The following is a 17,469-nucleotide window of genomic DNA, read 5'->3' as shown; positions in this document are numbered from 1 at the left end:
AATCCTAAGGGTGTTCGGCAAAAAAACGGCGGGTATTGATAATATCCCGGGCAATGGCTGCCTTGAGGGCATCGAGATCCGGGTACTTTTCTTCATGACGTAATTGCTGATGCAGTTCTACCTGAACGCGCTGTCCATAAAGATCAGGACTGTCGGCATCCAGGCAGTGGGCCTCCAGCACCATTTGCTTACCGCCGACGGTAGGTCGCAAGCCGATACTGATGGCGGCTATCCAGCTTCCTTGAGGGCTGTGCAGACGCCCGGCAAAAATTCCTTTGACCGGAACGGGGCGGCGATTCAGGGGAATGTTGGCGGTGGGGAAGCCCAGTTCCCGACCCAGATGATCACCGTGAACGATTTTACCACAGAGGGTATAGGGTCTGCCCAACCAGTGCCTGGCCTGGTCCAGGTTACCTGCCAGCAATGCCGCACGAATTCCGGTGCTGCTGACGCGTTGGCCGTCGAGGCTGAAGGCTGGCTGTTCCATGACGGCAAAACCATATTGGCGACCGAAGTGCTGCAGCATCTCCAGATCACCCCGCCGCGCTGCCCCGAAACGAAAGTCATGGCCAACCACCAGAAAGCGACATTGTAATCGCTGCACCAAAATGCGCGTAATGAAATCTTCAGCGGAAAGCCGGGCCAGAGCTTGATCAAAAGGCAGGCAGTAAATTTGATCTACGTCGTAGTGACGCAGCGCGTCGATTTTTTCACGGAGACTGCTCAGTCGGGGTGCGGCCCGGGATGTCTGAAAAAACTCCCGGGGGAGGGGTTCAAAGGTCAAAACCGCCGTCGCTAAATCACTTTGGCGCAGGGACTGCAGCAAGGCCTGATGTCCTCTATGAACACCGTCAAAATTGCCGATACTGACCGCCAGCGCTGAGCTGGCAGGACAATGGCTGCGTCTATGGAAAAAGCCTGGGAAATTCATGCGGGATTATTTGCGATCCGTTTCACGGTAAAATGGCGACATATTAGCCTAAATTCATGGAGAACCCTAGATCATGGGTGTGCAGTCTGCCCACTCGGGTTGCTGTTCCCGGATAACCTCCTGCAAAGGGCGGCGCTGACCGAAGCCCTGCTCATGACCATGGTAGTAATCCAGCACGGGTTCTGGATGGCGCCAGCACAAATAACCATCGCCTGTATCAAAATCCACCAGCCATAATCCCGAAACGACCACCCCCAGACGCTCCATTTTATTGATCCAGCGCTGCACAATTTCTTCGTAGTGGATTTCCTGTTGCTGCAAAAGAAGATGGTTTTCCATATTGGCCCTCATCGACTCCAGAACCGGAGAGAGTTCATCAACAGCCTGGGCGGTAATGTTGCGGACTAAAGGAAAAATTTGCCGGGCTTCCAGCAGTGTGAACACGCGAATCTGACCCGGTCGCTGAATGGCAAATACCGAATCTCCATGTCCATGTAATCCGTCCGTTTCAGGCACGGTCAGTTCTCCTTCGGATAATATCGCGCAACTCGTGGATGCCCAAAGCCCAGGTGCCACCCAGATACAGAACGGCCGCTAAAAGCACCAGACCGAGGATCCGCAGGAGTCTTTCCCACAAGGGTAGGGCCAGCCACAGTGCAGTATCGCCGCGCAAGCTCAATAACACCAAGCCCATGATAATCGCCATGGCACCAGATTTCAGCAAGAAGGGCGGCCAGCCCGCCTGCATTTGATAAACACCATCTCGATGCAGGCGGCGCCAGAGCAGAATGGCATTCACCAGTGCTGCTGTGCTGGTGGCAATGGCCAAACCCAATTGTTGCAGGGGCCAGGCGAGAATCAGGCTGATGACCATGTTGACTGCCACGCTGATCATGCCGAAACGGACGGGCGTTCGAGTATTTTGATGCGCATAAAAAGCCGGGGCAAGGACGCGTGCAGCAATGATGGGTAATATGCCAATACCATAACCCATCAGACTCAGACTGCTCTGCCAGGCATCTTCAGCGCTATAGGCACCGTAGCGAAACAGGCTGATCAAAAGTGGCTGCGCCAGAACCAGCAGACCGACCGTCGCCGGAAGGCCGATCAGCCAGGTCAGACGCAGCGCCCAGTCCAGGGTTTCTGGAAATTGCGCAGAACCCTCAGCCGCCTGCCTGGATAGCAGAGGTAATACCACGGTTCCCAAGGCGACCCCGAAAACGCCCAGAGGAAATTCCACCAACCGGTCAGAGTAATAAAGATAGGAAACCACATTCGCCCCGACCAGAGAGGCCAGGATGGTATTCAGGAATAAATTGATCTGAGCGACCGATGCGCCGAAAGCTGCCGGTCCCATCAGGCGCAAGACCTTGGCGACGCCCGGATCACGGCGGCGCAGGCGCGGCCAGCGCAAATATCCCAGTTTTTTCAGGGCTGGAAACTGAAACAGAAGCTGTACCACGCCACCAATCAACACACCCCAGGCTACGGCGATAACCGGTTGGGCAAGATGCGGTGCCCAGAATAATGCGGTGGCAATAATGCTGAGATTCAGGAAAACCGGCGTAAAAGCAGGCACCGTAAAATGGCCATGGGTATTGAGCACACCACCAGCCAGCGCCACCAGTGAGATCAGAAAGAGATAGGGAAAAGTAATCCGCAGTAATTCCACGGTCAGCTGGAATTTGCCGGGGTTAGCAGCAAACCCCGGAGCTATGGCGTAAACTACGGCGCTGGCAGCGAGAATGCCGATCAGTGTGACCACGGCCAGGGTCAGGGCCAGCCAGCCACTGATATCGGCGACAAACGCCTGAGCTTCCTCCGTCGTACGCTGGGTCCGGTATTCTCCCAGAACCGGAACGAATGATTGCGAGAAGGCGCCTTCCCCAAACAGTCGGCGAAACAGGTTGGGAATCCGGAAGGCCACAAAAAAAGCATCAGCCATTTCCCCGGCCCCGAACAAATGCGCAAGTATAATGTCGCGGGCGAAACCAAGCAGTCGGGAAAGCATGGTATTGCTTCCGACTTTCAATACACTGCGCAGTGGGTGTTTACTCATAAACGCACAAAAGAGGACGGAAGCATCCCAGAATAATGGCACGGCCGTTTGAAACAGCCAAGATCAATAATTACCTTCAAGCAAAAAGTCCATGAACTTTTGCGCTACGGCGGTTAAGCGTTTGTTCTTGCGATACACGGCGTGCCATTGTCTGAGAATGGGGAAACCCACGACATCCAGAATGGCAATATTTCCGGCATTGGCTTCGGCAGCAATGGTGTTGCGGGACAGGACACTCAGCCCCAGTCCCCCGGCGACCAGCTGTTTGACCGCTTCATTACTGCTCATGGTCATTCTGACTTTGAGCTGGACTCCCTGTTCCTGGAAAAAATTCTGGGCTGTCAGCCGGGTTCCGGAACCTTCTTCCCGAAGAATAAAGGCTTCATCTTTTAATCGCTCTGGAGCAATGCGGGATTGTTCAGCTAACGGGTGATCGCCGGGGGCGAGTACAACCAGCGGATTATCCATAAAGGGGCGGGCAACACCGTCAATATCATCAGGAACCTGGCCCATGATGTAAATGTCGTCGAGATTTTGCTTGAGTCGTTCAAGGATGCTATCGCGATTGGCAATTTCAAGATGGACTTCAATACCTGCGTGTTCCTTGCAGAAGGTACCAATGAGGCGCGGCGCGAAGTACTCTGCCGTCGAAATGATGGACAGGTTAAGCGTCCCTGATTCGAGGTTGCGCTGGGCGTTGAGCTCCTGATTCAGTGCATCCAGACGACGCAGAATGTCGTTTCCGGCCCTGGCAACGGCTTCTCCGGCAGCCGTGAGGTAAAGTTTTTTGCCCATTTGTTCATACAGGGGCTCGCCAGCGGTCTCGGAAAGTTGCTTGATCTGTATGGACAGTGCTGAAGGCGTCTGGTGTAATTCCGTTGCAGCGCGGGTCATGTTAAGGTGTCGCGCAAGCACCGTAAAAATACGTAATTGGTGCAGGGTCGGATGGCGGATTATCAAGGTTTTATTTTTCCAAAAGGTAATATTAATTTCTTTTTACTTTACCTTATGGAAGGCACTTTGTACATTCGTCAAGGGTTACAGCTTTGCAGGTCAAGTTAGACTGATACTTTAGGAGGAATCTTATGGCTGGTAAATATGAAGCCGGCGTCAAGGAGTACCGCCACACATATTGGGCTCCGGACTACGTGCCGCTCGAGTCGGATCTTTTGGCGTGTTTCAAGATTATCCCGCAGCCTGGTGTGGATCGGGAAGAAGCAGCGGCGGCGGTAGCCGCAGAATCATCTACCGGCACCTGGACTACGGTCTGGACTGACCTGCTTACCGACATGGACTACTACAAGGGTCGTGCGTACCGCATTGAAGACGTCCCCGGTGACGACGCGGCTTTTTATGCGTTCATCGCATATCCGATCGACCTGTTCGAAGAAGGTTCGGTGGTTAACGTATTCACCTCGCTGGTGGGTAACGTATTCGGATTTAAAGCGGTTCGTGCCCTGCGTCTGGAAGACGTGCGCTTCCCGCTGCATTACGTCATGACCTGTAACGGTCCGTCCCATGGTATTCAGGTAGAGCGTGACTTGCTTGACAAGTATGGCCGGCCGATGCTGGGTTGTACCATCAAGCCCAAGCTGGGTCTTTCTGCCAAGAACTACGGTCGTGCCGTATATGAAGCCCTGCGTGGTGGTCTGGATTTCACCAAGGATGACGAAAACGTCAATTCCCAGCCTTTCATGCGCTGGCGTGACCGCTTCCTCTTCGTGGCTGATGCCATCCACAATGCCGAAGCCCAGACGGGTGAGCGCAAGGGTCACTATCTGAACGTGACCGCGCCTTCTCCGGAAGAAATGTACGAGCGCGCCGAGTTTGCCAAAGAACTGGGTATGCCCATCATTATGCATGATTTCCTCACGGGCGGTTTCTGTGCCAATACTGGTCTGGCCCGCTGGTGCCGCAAAAATGGCGTTCTGCTCCATATTCACCGTGCCATGCATGCGGTGATCGACCGAAATCCCAACCATGGTATTCACTTCCGGGTGTTGACCAAGGCCCTGCGTCTGTCCGGTGGTGATCATCTCCATACCGGTACCGTGGTCGGCAAGCTGGAAGGCGATCGCGCTTCTACCCTGGGTTGGATTGACCTGCTTCGCGAATCCTACATTCCTGAAGATCGCAGTCGCGGTATTTTCTTTGATCAGGATTGGGGTTCCATGCCCGGCGCCTTTGCCGTGGCTTCCGGTGGTATTCACGTGTGGCACATGCCGGCACTGGTGAGCATTTTCGGTGATGACTCCGTGCTGCAGTTTGGTGGCGGTACTCTGGGTCACCCCTGGGGTAATGCGGCAGGTGCGGCGGCTAACCGCGTGGCTCTGGAAGCATGCGTCGAAGCCCGTAACCGTGGCGTCGAGATCGAGAAGGAAGGCAAGGAAGTGTTGATGAATGCAGCTCGCCATTCGCCAGAACTCAAGATCGCTCTGGAAACCTGGAAAGAAATCAAGTTTGAGTTCGATACGGTCGACAAGCTCGACGTACAGAACCGCTAATTTCTGGTAATTCATCAGCTTATTCAGGAAGGAGGTCATCATGGCCGATGTGCAAGATTATAAGCAAGTCCGCCGGTATGAGACGTTTTCATACCTGCCACCCATGTCTGCTGAACAGATTCGGGCTCAGATTCAGTACATTGTCGCTCAGGGTTGGAACCCTGCAGTAGAGCATGTCGAGCCCAGTCGCTCGTTCACGCATTACTGGTACATGTGGAAGCTTCCGATGTTTGGCGAAAGAAGTGTTGACGCCATTCTGGCCGAGTTGGAAGCCTGCCACCGCGAATACCCGGGTCATCTGGTGAAGTTGATCGGTTACGACAACTACACCCAGAGTCAAGGTCTGGCGTTTGTGGTTTACCGGGGCTCCTGAACAGGGGCAGCAGTGACGAAGCCGCCGTGTTTTTTACGGCGGCTACATCAAGGGAGGCAATATGTCTGAATTATCCGCTTCCGGTCACTTGCGTGGTCGGGCTTTGGCGCAGAAGATGCGGCGCCAGCAGGCCGTGCGCAAGCAAACCGAAAGAACACGGTCAGTGCCAGCAGCTGCTGAGCCAAAGTCTGTACCGAATTCGATGAAGACAGAACCCACAGCAGCAGTGGTTATGTCGCCATCCGTACACATTGATAACATGTCCCAGAAAAACTCCGGAAGGGAAGCTGCATTAGCGCATCGCGCCCAAAGATGTACGGGTGCGCAGTGCTGGTCTGATCCGGAGCAGCGGCGTTCGCGCAGCCGTCGTCGGGTTGCCCCGGCAGAAAGCAGCCAGGCAGTAATGGTTGCTGAAAAGGTTGAGCAACCGCTGATTCCCGGTGTGGAAGAATCATTTCTGGATTCCGTATGTGAAATGGTTGAATCAAGCCCGTCCGATTTTGCCTGGCGCGAAAATTCAGTGCGCCAGCTCTGCAAGGCACGGCGGCAGACGCTCTCCCAAAAGGGCAAGGTGGCGCTTACGGTGATGCGTGGTCTGAGTTCTGCCGCCGCGCGCTTGCGTTATCTGCAAAATGGTAATGGCCGCGAATTCGCCCGTTTGCATCGTCAGGAACAGGCCGAACATGGTCGGGGTCGCACGCAACCTGCCCGGGCTGCCGGTCAGTTACGTTCCAGAAAGTATCGGGCCCCACAGAAAGTTGAAGTGGATACCACTTTGGCAGGTTCGGAAGTGACCGGAACGCAAGTGACTCGTCAGGCTGCGGTTACCGGTAATGAGGCCGGATCCTGTCGGGGAATTACCGGTACAGAATATGTTGGCACTGATCAGTTCACCAGTTTTTGCAACAGTCGTCCGGCGCCAAATCCTGCCAAGGTAGGGCAGTCCAGTACCAGTGCGCGGCAGTCTGTATCTGGTACGCAACTGGGCCGGTCTGCTGATGTGACAGGCGATGAAGCCGGTACGTGTACGGCAGTCACCGGTACTGAATACCTGAGCATGGAAAACTTTGGTGCATTTTGCCAGTCAGATCTGCCAGCCCGACCTCAGAAAGTGGCGATGGGTATTTCGGCGAAACAACGCCTGCCGATCAGTGGCTCAGATGAGGCAAGAGCCGTCGCTGTGACTGGTTCCGAGACGGGCGTTCAGCAGCGGATTACGGGTTCCCAGTATTCTGATGCTGGAGTGGCCCGGATGACCATTAACGGCGCACCACCCAAGGTTTCGCAAACGCACACCCTGGCAGGTGAACAGATTTCCGGAACAGCGGTAGACAGTTCCAGCAAAATTACGGGACTGGACTCCGGCGAATGTCGGCCAGTTACCGGAACGGAGTATCTGAGTCAGGAAACCTTTCAGTCTTTATGCCGTACGGCGGCACCGGAGCCGGCACCTGCCAAGGTCGGAATCAGTAATACCGATAAAGGGCTGCGGATTACCGGCAATCTGGTAGATCGTTCTGAAAAGGTCACCGGTAATGAGCCTGGTAGTTGTCAACGGGTAACCGGTACAGGCTACGCTGTGGCGAACTTGTGTGGCGGTGGTGTCGATAAGGTGGGGATGATGTCCAGTCTGTCGGGTACCGCCCTGTCAGGGACAGGAGTGAGTTCACACCCAAAAATGTCTGGTGACGAGCGTGGAGAGTGCTTGCCCGTCACCGGTACGGAATATTATGGGGCAGAGCATTATGCTGCATGCGCGAGCACTCCGCATGCTGAAGCTCCCAAAGTGGGTGTAACTCGGACCGCTACTGGACAGTTGGTCAGTGGACCGTTGCTAACACCTTCAGAAAATGTAACAGGTATTGAGGCTGGGGCGTTTTCAGCCGTTTCTGGAACGCCTTACGCGGGCGATGCCCTCAGCAACCTGACCGAATCAACTCCTCAGGAGGCCGTGATGCAGTCAGCCATAGCTTCAAGTGCGCCTCAAGAGGAACCGGCATGCTGCAGTAACTGTGCGCTCAAAAAACAGGCAATGGCACAAATGGTACCGGCCAGCACCCGTTTTTTGGACGCGCCGGTTGCACCGCAATCTCCCCAGGCCGTAGTGAGTGCGCCGCAGGACTTCAGTATTGTTCCTCCGTCCCGGCAGATGCCCGGTCGCATTACCGGCAATAGTGCGGATCAGAATGATCGTGTCACTGGCCCGGTCAATCTGGCAAGAGGGCTGGTGACCGGTACGCCGGAGTTCCGGACTCGGGAAATGCCGCAAGGTACTCCGCTTTCCGTGCAGCCAGGCATGCCTGCCGGCCCGGAAGTAGCCTCTTCGAAAACGGCTGTGCCCGAACGTGGTGCCTGGCAGATTACTGGTGACGACTGGAGTCGGAGTAAGCGCGTCACCGGCACAGAAGGACACTGGGCCCAAAAGCGTAATCCTACGCAACGCGGTGATGCGAAAATTTGTGTCATGTCTGCGGGCGTAAATAAAGGGCAGGCTTTGTCGGCAGCGTTGAGTGAATCCAAGTTGACCGGCAGCAGCGGGAGTTCTTCCCGGGGGTCATTGGTTACTTATTCCGGAGGCGCGCGAGGATGATGGGTTTTCGGCATCTGTTCCGGGATGATTCAGCTTTGCAGGTTGAGGGCTGAAGCTTGGATACACGTAAAATCAGACGCATGCGTGGTATAGGTACGTCAGATTCCATGCCCATGCCTATGGCCAGGCAGTTCTCTCAGGCTGTGCACGTTCAGGTTCCCCAGCAGGCTGACGGTAAGCCAGCTGTGCATCCGGCCTGCGCCAGCCTGCCCGCCCACCAATGCCACCATGCTTTGGTGAATAAAACGGAAAATGATCGTCTTGCCCGTTTCGAATCAAGTATCAAGCGGCGCTTTGATGAAATTGTGCCGGTTCTGAAAGAAGTGGCTGCTTTGGGCGCATCGCGTGACTTTACCGAGCAGGCTAACCGTCTGGCAGAACAGCATTTAGGTCATCCCTTTCCTGAAGGTGTTTTGGAGAGGTCGTGGATTCATGGTGTGGATGTACCGACCTTGTATAGTTCCAGCATCTTTTCAGCATTGGCGGCAGGCGTTGAGCAATTCTCGCAGCGCATCCATCAGGAAGTAGCCGATGCTCAAAGTCTGGATGCCTTGCTAGTCGACTGCGGGTTTCACGCAATTAATGTTTCAGCCTGTGCTGATGGTCGTTTGAAAGGCCTGTTTACCTATATTTTAAGACTGCCTGCTTCGGATTTATTACGATACTCTACTTTTGCTGGAACTTTGTTTGATGTAGAAGACGATATTCTTGACTGGCAGGCTGCGGAATTGCGTCGCTTCCGTGAGGGGTATCCCAGTACTTCTGATAGTGGTACCCGATATCTAAAGGTGGCCGTATATCACCGCAGTTCACTGGATCCTATGCATCAGGGTTGTGCAGCGCATCAGAGCAATGAAAAATTAGCTATGGAAGCTGCTCTGGAACGCTTGCAACAGTTTCGCCATGGTATTGAAAATGCTTTTTGTTGTGGTGCCAGTACCGATATTTTGCTGATTGGCCTCGATACGGATACTGATGCGATTCGCATTCATGTGCCGGACAGTCATGGAGATTTGAGTCTATTCCGCTCTGTGGACAATGCCGAACTCTATAAAAAGACTCTGGGTATGAATGCCGATCAGGCACGCCTTGCAATTTATGAAGCCATCGCCAATGTCAGTGATGTCGGCGGATGGGGGCAGGGTGACGGCAAACCCCATGACGGGATGCGGCGCCTGATTGCCAACCTGCTTATCAATAATCTGAGCCAGATAGAATATGTCATTGAAAACTTCGGGGGCTGGTATCCCGACAGAGGCCATGGCGAACGCTTTATGAGTATTGGTGACGGTTTTCAGGAGTTGCAGGTGCGTAATCTGTCTTATTACGCGCACCTGGATACTGTGGAAGAGGGAGCTGCGGATCTGGATGTGGGGGTCAAGATTTTTCGACATCTGAATGTCGAACAGGGTTTACCCATACCCATGGCGATTAATTACAGATATGACGCCAATGTCCCTGGCCACAGAGAACGCATCATTATCAAATTACAGCGCGTGGCAGCAGCTATTCAAGCACGGTACAGTGATTTACTGTCCGAAGGTATGCTTTATTTACATGGCAGCGTCCAGAATCAGAAACTGGGCAGTCCATTGGAGGAGGTGCCACTCACATGAAGATCATGCGTGTGGAAAAAACTCTGGTATCGACCAACCGTATTGCAGAAATGGGTCATCGTCCTCTACTGGTGGTTCAGGAAAAGGAAGGTGGACCGCGCTCACTGGCGGTGGATGCTGTGGGTTGTATTCCCGGTGATTGGGTGATTTGTGTGGGATCTTCGGCAGCGCGCGAAGCTGCTGGCAGTAAGGATTATCCATCAGATCTGACGATTATTGGCATCATTGATAATTGGGACCCTCTGTAGTCGTGGAGATTATGCAGGTGGTTTCGGAGCTGGTGGTCACCCGTCGGGTTCCTGGACTGAAGCAAAGTTCGCTACGGGTGTTGTCTGATGCAACAGGGAAACTGAATGTAGCGATGGATCCCGTAGGGGTTCCGCCGGGTAAATGGGTGTTTACGGTAGCAGGTTCGGCGGCGCGTTATGCGGCGGGCGATTTTGAGATTCATACTGATTTGACCATTGGTGGAATCATTGACTTTTGGGAACCTTGAAACGTTCTCGATATTGGGTTTTGTTCTCGTAAGGAGGGGTGCAAATGGCAGATGTATCAGGTGTTGCGTTGGGTATGATTGAAACCCGTGGTTTGGTGCCGGCTATTGAAGCGGCTGATGCGATGACCAAGGCCGCTGAAGTGCGTTTGATTGGTCGCCAGTTTGTCGGTGGTGGTTATGTCACCGTGTTGGTGCGTGGCGAAACAGGTGCAGTGAATGCTGCAGTTCGTGCTGGTGCTGATGCCTGCGAACGGGTGGGTGACGGCCTGGTGGCTGCACACATCATTGCGCGTGTGCACTCTGAGGTCGAGCACATCCTGCCGAAGGCTGCCACTGCTTAATCAGCGGCAGCCAGCGGTTCTGATTTTTAGATTGTCTATTGAGGAGTTGATGAAATGGCAGAAGTGACAGGTATTGCGTTGGGTATGATTGAAACCCGTGGTTTGGTGCCAGCTATTGAAGCAGCTGATGCGATGACCAAGGCTGCTGAAGTGCGTTTGATTGGTCGCCAGTTTGTCGGTGGTGGTTATGTCACCGTGTTGGTGCGTGGCGAAACAGGTGCGGTGAATGCTGCAGTTCGTGCGGGTGCTGATGCTTGCGAACGGGTCGGTGATGGTCTGGTAGCCGCCCACATTATTGCCCGTGTCCATTCTGAGGTGGAACACATTCTGCCGAAAGCACCATCAGCCTGAACCGGTTTGATTGTCGCTTGAATGAACGCGAGTGAGCGGGCGTAGTTCCTACGCCCTTCCTGGCAGAGGTAATCAATATAAAGGAGACACAGATGGCAGCACTTACGGGTATTGCTCTGGGTATGATTGAAACACGCGGTCTGGTGCCAGCTATTGAAGCAGCGGATGCGATGACCAAAGCGGCAGAAGTCCGTTTGGTTGGCCGTCAGTTTGTGGGTGGCGGTTATGTCACTGTGTTGGTGCGTGGCGAAACGGGTGCGGTAAATGCGGCTGTCCGTGCTGGTGCTGATGCCTGCGAACGGGTCGGTGATGGTCTGGTAGCCGCCCACATTATTGCCCGGGTACACACCGAGGTGGAACATATTTTACCTCAGTCTCCCAGCGCTGATGGTAGTGGCCGGGATGGTGATGTTACCGGCAATCTGAGCTGAAACCCATGAATGGGGTGCGTATTCATCATCCCCGCATCATTGGTTTTTTCACGCGTGCGCTGACTCATGAGTACACGGCGGTGCAGCAGTACCGTACCCAGTCAAGTCTTTGTACGCTCTGGGGCATGGCAGATTGGGCTGAATATTTTCGTAATGAATCGCGGGAAGAACTGGATCATGCCGGTATTCTCAGTCAGCAGCTTTTGCTGATGGGAATAGCCCCGACGGGTGCGCAATTACGGCCACCGCGCCCGGGTAGGGATTTGCGCGAAATGTTGACGCACGATCAGGACCTGGAGTTTTCGGCAGTGCAATTGTATAGCGAAGCCCAGAATTTTTCCGAGCGTATGCGGGATATTCCTTCTGCCGAGGTGTTTGCCCATCTGCGCGCCGATGAAGAAGGCCATATGCGGTCGCTTGCCGAAATGTTGGAGCGTTTTCACTAAGTTTGGAGGATGTTTGTGAACCAGGATCTCCAGGATATGCAGGCTCCCGAGGGATGGGAAATTCAGCGTCGTCCTTTGGGGTGGAGCAAACGATTTGAGTTTTCCGACTATGCACGAACTCGTCATTTTCTGGATTTGCTGACGGGACTTTCTGAGAAACTCGGCTATTATCCAAACCTGAATTTTGCGAAAACCTACGTGGTCGTCGCAATTCAATTTGAAGAAGATGCCGTGGAGCCTGAGCGGGCAGAATTTGCTGCAGCGGCTGAGCACTGCGCAGTGCAGGCACGGGAGTAACATTGATCATGACCACCGCCAAGCGGATTGCCCTTTTTAATGCCAAAGGTGGTTGTGGTAAAACCACTCTGGCCTGGAACCTGGCGATGGGCTTGTCCAAACGCGGTGCCACCTTACTGCTGGATGCCGACCCTCAGGGAAGCCTGGGCTATTGGGCGGATTGGGCTGCTGAAGCTGATGGTCATGCTTTGTCTGTACAAAGCTGGTCAGAACAAAGCGCGGGGCAATCCGCTGATTTTGCCTACTGGGTGATTGATTGTCCGCCTTCTCTGGAGAGTGCTGAAACCCGGGAGGTACTGGCGATGGCGGACTGGATATTATTACCAGTGCTGCCCTCGCCACTGGATTTATGGGCGAGCCAACGCAGTGTAGAAGTGATTTCGGCCCTGCATGCGGGAAAAGCGGCTCGAAATGCAGCATTTGTGCTGAATCAGGTGGAAAGCCACAGTGCTTTGTCTCGTGCTGCAGAATCTGCAGTTCAGGCAATGGGCCTGAAAGTGTTACCTGTGCAGGTCGCCCGCCGGGCCATATACCGGAATGCAGCCATTGAAGGGAAAAGTGTGTATCAGATGGGTAAGCGAGCCACGGCTGCCGTACAGGAATTCGAAGGAATTATTGAGGAGATCTTGAAATGAGCAATTTGGAGAACAAACTCAACGCGAGTATCCAGAGTCCCAGACGGCGTACTCCGGCTGCAGCTACAGCCAGCACACCTGCGGCAGGCACTGAAAAAACAACTATGGGCAATAAACTGGCGACGAGCAGTAAACCTGTTCAGAAAAGCACGCCTAAAGCAACGCCCGCCGTGAGCGATCTGAATGCAGGTGGTGGGCGCGAAATCAATCCCCAGCGTATTTGGCCAGACTAGCACCGTATTCTTCCTGATGAATTTTGACCGGCCTGTGTGTAGTACATGGGTAGAGGGTGCTTTGCGATAAAAATGGGGTGAGCTAGGTATGTCCATTCAGTTGGCGGATTATCCGGAAATATTGGAAGATCTGGGGCCACACGCCGCCGAAGTCCTGGAGGCCAATTGGTATGAAGCCGCCCGGGTTTTTGGTCGACGTGGTCTCGAATCCTATCTGCAGGGTGCCAGCAGCCTTAAGGCGCTGGGACGTGGGACTGATCTGGTTCTTGCTTTTATAGAAGGTGCCCCACAGGTTGCCCGTGAAATTGGCGAGCAGGCTGTTTTCGAAATGCTTTCCATGGCCATTCGCATGTTTTCCAAAACCAGCGCCGAAGTGCTGGCCTTATTTTTCACCAGTGCTCCGATTGTTGCCCGTCGTTTGGGTGAACTGGAATTGTTTCGCGGCTATCTGCTGCTACTTGATCAGTTACTCGCCCAGGCACCGCGTGGTGTTCGTCCGATGTTGGGCAAAATTGAAGTGCTCCTCGAAAAAATGACCCTGGGTGGTTTGCGGCGTTGGGCTAGTTGGGGTATTTCCGCCTATCGCAGTGATTTTGCCGCACAGGTAGAATTTTTCGGTCTGAATACGCCACAATCCCTGGCCGTGCTTCAGCAGGAACGTCGCGGTGTTCTTTTCATTGACGTACAACGCCGTTTGATCATGTATCTGCGCGCTTTGTGGGGTCGTGATTTTTTTCTGCGTCCCACTTCCGGAGATTATGAAACCAGAGAAGGTTACCAGCCCTACATAGAAAATTACTTCATTCATGTTCCCGACGCCTACGACGATGTGGAAAACGCCCAAGGGGAAAAAACAGCCGCCCTGGAGCTGTATCGTGCTGCAGCGGCACACGCCGCAGCGCATGTGGTTTTTTCCAGATACGATCCCCGTTTTGAGCTGGCAAAGCCCTTGCAACGTTTGTGGATTGGTATTCTGGAAGATGCCCGGGTTGAGCATCTTGCCATCCAGAAATTCCCGGGTCTTTTCCCTCTATGGCAACATTTAGGCCGTTTGCCGGCCTGTGTGGAACAGGCAGCAGAACCTGAAACCGTAGCCATCATGGATCGTATCAGCCTCGCACTGCTCGATGCTGACTATGCTGATCCACATCCCTTTGTGGCCAACGCCCGAGAAGCGTTTATCCGGGTGTTGGCAGCCGAAGAAGACGTTTATGATGTGCTGATGGCGGCTGCTGAAAAACTGGCGGAAGAATGTGAAAAATCTTCCTGGAATTACTCTGTGCAGAAAGATCAGTCTGAAAGCCCCTATCGCGATGATAATCGCTATCTCTGGACGGCGCCTGCCACAGACTGGAGTGGCGATCCTCTCTCCGGCGGTCAGGCTCAGGTACGCAAATATGTCAGCATCATGGAAATGATCAACGCCGTCGATGTGGAAACAGCGGGAGATGATGCCCAGGAAGTCTGGGTGCTCGCCACAGAGTTCTATGACGACGATGGCCTGACGTTTAACGAAAAAGAGGGCAAGACGCCGGTGTCGCAACCGGTAAATTATTCCGAGTGGGATTATCAGACCCAGCTGGAACGTCCCTTGTGGGTGACCGTGTATGAAAAACATCCCAAAATGGGAGATCCCTCAGAAATTAATACCATGCTCGAACAACAAAAGCCTTTGGTGCAAAGGCTGCGAAAGCTGATTGAAGCGGTGCAGCCCCAGGGCGTGGTGCGGACGCGCAAAGTCGAAGATGGGGATGAAATTGATATTAATGCGGCCATTCTGGCGATGACGGATATCCGCATGGGGCAACAGCCGGATCCGCGTATAGGTATTCGCACCCGTCTGAATATTCGGGATCTTTCCGTCATGTTGCTGGTTGATCTTTCCGAATCGACCAATGACCTGCTGCGTACGCGTTCGGAAGGAGATGTCAGTGTGCTGCATTTGGCCAGGGAAGCCACGGCTTTGCTGGCTGAGGCCCTGGAGCGCATTGGCGACCCCTATATGCTCTGTGGTTTTGATTCCAATGGGCGCCACGACGTAGAGTTTTACAAGTTCAAGGACTTTGATGCGCCGTATGATGACAAAGTGAAAGGTCGTCTGGCAGGAATGACCGGACAGCTTTCGACCCGCATGGGTGCGGCACTGCGCCATGCCGGACATCTGCTGGATCAGCGTGCCAGCCAGAAAAAATTGATTCTGCTCCTCACCGATGGTGAACCCGCAGATAATGATGTGCGCGATCCACAATATTTGCGTTTTGATACCAAAAAAGCCGTAGAAGAACTGAACCGCAAGGGTATCCGGACATTTTGCCTGTCTCTGGACCCTTATGCCGATGAATATGTTTCCAGAATTTTCGGGCAACGTAATTATCTGGTGCTGGATCATGTGGACAAGCTTCCAGAAAAATTACCGCAGCTTTATATATCCATGACCAAATGATTTTAAATTGGAACATAATACAGGGAGTGTCGAATGGGTAATTGGGCAATTGCAATTCCATTCCTGCCAATTTTATCGGCAGTCATTATTTTTGTCTTTGCGCATTCTGCCCGCAAGGTGGCGGCGCGAATCAGCGTAATCATTACCTTGCTGACTTTTATATTGGCGCTCATTGAGCTGACCAGTTATGCCCTGGGCGGCTTTTCGCGCGTGGAGGTTATCGGCACCCTCTGGGGGAGTGTATGGCTTGATCCTCTAACCCTCATCATGTGGAGTTTTGTGAGTGGAATCAGCCTGCTGGTCCATATGTATTCTGTCCGCTACATGGTCGAAGAGGCTAATTACACCCGCTTTTTTGCGCTTCTTGACTTGATGACAGCGACTATTTTATTCATGGTTTCTGCGGCTGATCTGATTACCTTGCTGGTCGCCTGGTTTCTGGTGGGGGTGGTACTTTATTTTTTGTTGGGCCACGATACCAACCGTCCTGCAGCAGGACGTTATGCGTTCTGGACGCAAATTACTTACCGGGCCGGAGATGTGCCACTCTGGTTGGCCGCTTTTGTACTGATCAGAAGTTACCACTCTATTTCCCTTCCGGTGATTTTTTCCCGGCTGCAAATGTATCCGCATCTGGACGCTTTCTGGGGTTTATCGGTTCCGGAGCTGGTAGGTTTTCTCCTGGCTTTTGCCGCTTTTGCGCGCTCTGCCCAGTTTTTGCTTCATGGCTGGTTACCCTACACCATGGATGGTCCGACCCCGGTGTCTGCACTTATGCATGCAGGCATAGTCAACGCGGGCGGATTTTTGTTTAACCGGTTTTTTCCGGTATTCGAACACGCCAGTATTGTTTTGCATTTTGTTTTTATCGTAGGCCTGATTACCGCTGTAGTGGGATCAGCCATGATGTTGATTCAAAATGATGTGAAACGCTCACTGGGCTATTCGACCATGGGGCAGATGGGTTTTATGGTCATGGAATGCGGGGTCGGGGCTTTTGCTCTGGCCATTTTCCATCTGATCGCCCACGGATTTTTCAAGGCATCCCTGTTTTTGGGAGCAGGAAATATCATTGGCGAGGCCCGGGAACATGATGGCGTTCCTGCGGACCCGGTGTACACCTCGATTGTCGAGCGGCGTCCGGCCAAGCCTTCACGGCTGCCCTGGCTGGCGGCGGCAGCCTTGACCATTATCGTACCAGTAGTCGTGCTCAGTGTGTCCCACTTATTTGTTTCATCGCGACTTCTGCACGAACAAGGGGTCATTATCCTGCTCTTTTTCGGCTGGGTGACCGGAGCCCAGGCCTTGTTTGCTACCCATAAAATGACCCATACCAACCCCTGGCGTTTGATGGGTGGTATTCTCGGATCATTTGTTCTGGTGGTCATTGGTTATACCCTGATCAGCCATTACTTCGGACACTTTTTATATCCGCACGACGAGGAATATCAGATATATGGTGCCGCCAGTATCAACAGCGTTTACTTTGACGTGTTGGTGATCATCCTTGCGCTGCTCTTTGTCGGTGCCTGGGCTTTGACTTTTTTTGCGGATTCCAGCGGTTGGTGGGATCGCGCAGACCAGGGCCGCTGGCGTGGTGTTTATCTGGCCCTGTATGCCTTGTTGTCCAGAGAGCTGTATGTCAATGACCTGTATGCCCGCATGACTCAGATTTTGTTGAGTGGGGCGCGGCGTCTCAACGTTATGTTACGGTGGTGCTGAG

General features: G+C 53.4%; 19 protein-coding genes. 15 read left to right on the top strand and 4 right to left on the bottom strand.

All coding sequences use genetic code 11. From position 1 onward, the window contains the following. Positions 1–4: 4 nt before the first annotated feature. From H7F08_RS00485 to H7F08_RS00470, 4 genes are all read right to left on the bottom strand, one after another. Positions 5–931 (bottom strand): bifunctional riboflavin kinase/FAD synthetase, encoded by a 927-nt coding sequence (locus tag H7F08_RS00485; RefSeq protein ID WP_010637859.1) that lies wholly within the window; start codon positions 929–931, stop codon positions 5–7. 66 nt (positions 932–997) lie between these two features. Further along, positions 998–1,447, bottom strand: a complete 450-nt coding sequence (locus tag H7F08_RS00480; protein ID WP_010637861.1) for a DUF2203 family protein — start codon at positions 1,445–1,447, stop codon at positions 998–1,000. Then, positions 1,440–2,990, bottom strand: coding sequence for a murein biosynthesis integral membrane protein MurJ (gene murJ, locus H7F08_RS00475; protein WP_193639652.1), 1,551 nt, complete (start codon positions 2,988–2,990; stop codon positions 1,440–1,442). Before murJ ends, H7F08_RS00480 begins: the two co-directional genes overlap by 8 nt. Before the next feature lie 63 nt (positions 2,991–3,053). After that, positions 3,054–3,950: a LysR family transcriptional regulator gene (locus tag H7F08_RS00470; RefSeq protein ID WP_024893638.1), complete on the bottom strand. Its 897-nt coding sequence runs from the start codon at positions 3,948–3,950 to the stop codon at positions 3,054–3,056. A 125-nt stretch (positions 3,951–4,075) separates the two neighbouring features. On the opposite strand from H7F08_RS00470, the gene H7F08_RS00465 reads away from it, so the two are divergent. From H7F08_RS00465 to H7F08_RS00395, 15 genes are all read left to right on the top strand, one after another. Further along, positions 4,076–5,494, top strand: a complete 1,419-nt coding sequence (locus tag H7F08_RS00465) for a form I ribulose bisphosphate carboxylase large subunit (protein WP_010637867.1) — start codon at positions 4,076–4,078, stop codon at positions 5,492–5,494. 40 nt (positions 5,495–5,534) lie between these two features. After that, positions 5,535–5,867, top strand: a complete 333-nt coding sequence (locus H7F08_RS00460) for a ribulose bisphosphate carboxylase small subunit (protein WP_010637868.1) — start codon at positions 5,535–5,537, stop codon at positions 5,865–5,867. Positions 5,868–5,928: 61 nt separating this feature from the next. Beyond that, positions 5,929–8,457 (top strand): CsoS2 family carboxysome shell protein, encoded by a 2,529-nt coding sequence (locus H7F08_RS00455; protein WP_193639651.1) that lies wholly within the window; start codon positions 5,929–5,931, stop codon positions 8,455–8,457. 56 nt (positions 8,458–8,513) lie between these two features. After that, positions 8,514–10,073: a carboxysome shell carbonic anhydrase gene (locus H7F08_RS00450; protein WP_226831335.1), complete on the top strand. Its 1,560-nt coding sequence runs from the start codon at positions 8,514–8,516 to the stop codon at positions 10,071–10,073. Then, positions 10,070–10,321: a carboxysome peptide A gene (locus H7F08_RS00445; protein ID WP_010637873.1), complete on the top strand. Its 252-nt coding sequence runs from the start codon at positions 10,070–10,072 to the stop codon at positions 10,319–10,321. The genes H7F08_RS00450 and H7F08_RS00445 overlap by 4 nt, the downstream gene beginning before the upstream one ends. Positions 10,322–10,332: 11 nt before the next feature. Then, positions 10,333–10,569: a carboxysome peptide B gene (locus H7F08_RS00440; RefSeq protein WP_010637875.1), complete on the top strand. Its 237-nt coding sequence runs from the start codon at positions 10,333–10,335 to the stop codon at positions 10,567–10,569. 44 nt (positions 10,570–10,613) lie between these two features. Continuing rightward, positions 10,614–10,910, top strand: coding sequence for a BMC domain-containing protein (locus H7F08_RS00435; RefSeq protein WP_010637879.1), 297 nt, complete (start codon positions 10,614–10,616; stop codon positions 10,908–10,910). Positions 10,911–10,964: 54 nt separating this feature from the next. After that, positions 10,965–11,261 carry a BMC domain-containing protein gene (locus H7F08_RS00430; RefSeq protein ID WP_010637881.1) on the top strand — a complete coding sequence of 99 codons (297 nt, stop codon included), beginning with the start codon at positions 10,965–10,967 and terminating at the stop codon, positions 11,259–11,261. A gap of 92 nt (positions 11,262–11,353) precedes the next feature. Continuing rightward, complete coding sequence (locus H7F08_RS00425) at positions 11,354–11,692, top strand: BMC domain-containing protein (protein WP_010637882.1); 339 nt, start codon at positions 11,354–11,356, stop codon at positions 11,690–11,692. A gap of 5 nt (positions 11,693–11,697) precedes the next feature. Further along, positions 11,698–12,138, top strand: coding sequence for a ferritin-like domain-containing protein (locus tag H7F08_RS00420; protein WP_010637883.1), 441 nt, complete (start codon positions 11,698–11,700; stop codon positions 12,136–12,138). A 9-nt stretch (positions 12,139–12,147) separates the two neighbouring features. Further along, positions 12,148–12,435 (top strand): hypothetical protein, encoded by a 288-nt coding sequence (locus tag H7F08_RS00415; RefSeq protein ID WP_010637884.1) that lies wholly within the window; start codon positions 12,148–12,150, stop codon positions 12,433–12,435. An 8-nt stretch (positions 12,436–12,443) separates the two neighbouring features. Then, positions 12,444–13,070, top strand: coding sequence for a ParA family protein (locus H7F08_RS00410; protein ID WP_010637886.1), 627 nt, complete (start codon positions 12,444–12,446; stop codon positions 13,068–13,070). Further along, positions 13,067–13,303, top strand: a complete 237-nt coding sequence (locus H7F08_RS00405; RefSeq protein ID WP_193639650.1) for a hypothetical protein — start codon at positions 13,067–13,069, stop codon at positions 13,301–13,303. The genes H7F08_RS00410 and H7F08_RS00405 overlap by 4 nt, the downstream gene beginning before the upstream one ends. A gap of 88 nt (positions 13,304–13,391) precedes the next feature. Beyond that, positions 13,392–15,746, top strand: coding sequence for a nitric oxide reductase activation protein NorD (locus H7F08_RS00400; RefSeq protein ID WP_075323008.1), 2,355 nt, complete (start codon positions 13,392–13,394; stop codon positions 15,744–15,746). Positions 15,747–15,779: 33 nt separating this feature from the next. Continuing rightward, complete coding sequence (locus tag H7F08_RS00395) at positions 15,780–17,468, top strand: NADH-quinone oxidoreductase subunit L (RefSeq protein WP_010637891.1); 1,689 nt, start codon at positions 15,780–15,782, stop codon at positions 17,466–17,468. Position 17,469 lies beyond the last annotated feature (1 nt).

The sequence above is a fragment of the Acidithiobacillus sp. HP-11 genome, assembly GCF_015100075.1.
Taxonomy (GTDB): domain Bacteria; phylum Pseudomonadota; class Gammaproteobacteria; order Acidithiobacillales; family Acidithiobacillaceae; genus Acidithiobacillus; species Acidithiobacillus thiooxidans.
This window is presented reverse-complemented; position numbering and strand designations above follow the sequence as displayed.

Excerpts from the sequence above, each read along its gene's own strand:
- H7F08_RS00485 (WP_010637859.1), bottom strand. The coding sequence starts at position 931 with ATGAATTTCCCAGGCTTTTTCCATAGACGCAGCCATTGTCCTGCCAGC.
- murJ (WP_193639652.1), bottom strand. The coding sequence starts at position 2,990 with ATGAGTAAACACCCACTGCGCAGTGTATTGAAAGTCGGAAGCAATACC.
- H7F08_RS00465 (WP_010637867.1), top strand. The coding sequence starts at position 4,076 with ATGGCTGGTAAATATGAAGCCGGCGTCAAGGAGTACCGCCACACATAT.
- H7F08_RS00460 (WP_010637868.1), top strand. The coding sequence starts at position 5,535 with ATGGCCGATGTGCAAGATTATAAGCAAGTCCGCCGGTATGAGACGTTT.
- H7F08_RS00455 (WP_193639651.1), top strand. The coding sequence starts at position 5,929 with ATGTCTGAATTATCCGCTTCCGGTCACTTGCGTGGTCGGGCTTTGGCG.
- H7F08_RS00445 (WP_010637873.1), top strand. The coding sequence starts at position 10,070 with ATGAAGATCATGCGTGTGGAAAAAACTCTGGTATCGACCAACCGTATT.
- H7F08_RS00440 (WP_010637875.1), top strand. The coding sequence starts at position 10,333 with ATGCAGGTGGTTTCGGAGCTGGTGGTCACCCGTCGGGTTCCTGGACTG.
- H7F08_RS00435 (WP_010637879.1), top strand. The coding sequence starts at position 10,614 with ATGGCAGATGTATCAGGTGTTGCGTTGGGTATGATTGAAACCCGTGGT.
- H7F08_RS00430 (WP_010637881.1), top strand. The coding sequence starts at position 10,965 with ATGGCAGAAGTGACAGGTATTGCGTTGGGTATGATTGAAACCCGTGGT.
- H7F08_RS00425 (WP_010637882.1), top strand. The coding sequence starts at position 11,354 with ATGGCAGCACTTACGGGTATTGCTCTGGGTATGATTGAAACACGCGGT.
- H7F08_RS00420 (WP_010637883.1), top strand. The coding sequence starts at position 11,698 with ATGAATGGGGTGCGTATTCATCATCCCCGCATCATTGGTTTTTTCACG.
- H7F08_RS00415 (WP_010637884.1), top strand. The coding sequence starts at position 12,148 with ATGTTTGTGAACCAGGATCTCCAGGATATGCAGGCTCCCGAGGGATGG.
- H7F08_RS00410 (WP_010637886.1), top strand. The coding sequence starts at position 12,444 with ATGACCACCGCCAAGCGGATTGCCCTTTTTAATGCCAAAGGTGGTTGT.
- H7F08_RS00405 (WP_193639650.1), top strand. The coding sequence starts at position 13,067 with ATGAGCAATTTGGAGAACAAACTCAACGCGAGTATCCAGAGTCCCAGA.
- H7F08_RS00400 (WP_075323008.1), top strand. The coding sequence starts at position 13,392 with ATGTCCATTCAGTTGGCGGATTATCCGGAAATATTGGAAGATCTGGGG.
- H7F08_RS00395 (WP_010637891.1), top strand. The coding sequence starts at position 15,780 with ATGGGTAATTGGGCAATTGCAATTCCATTCCTGCCAATTTTATCGGCA.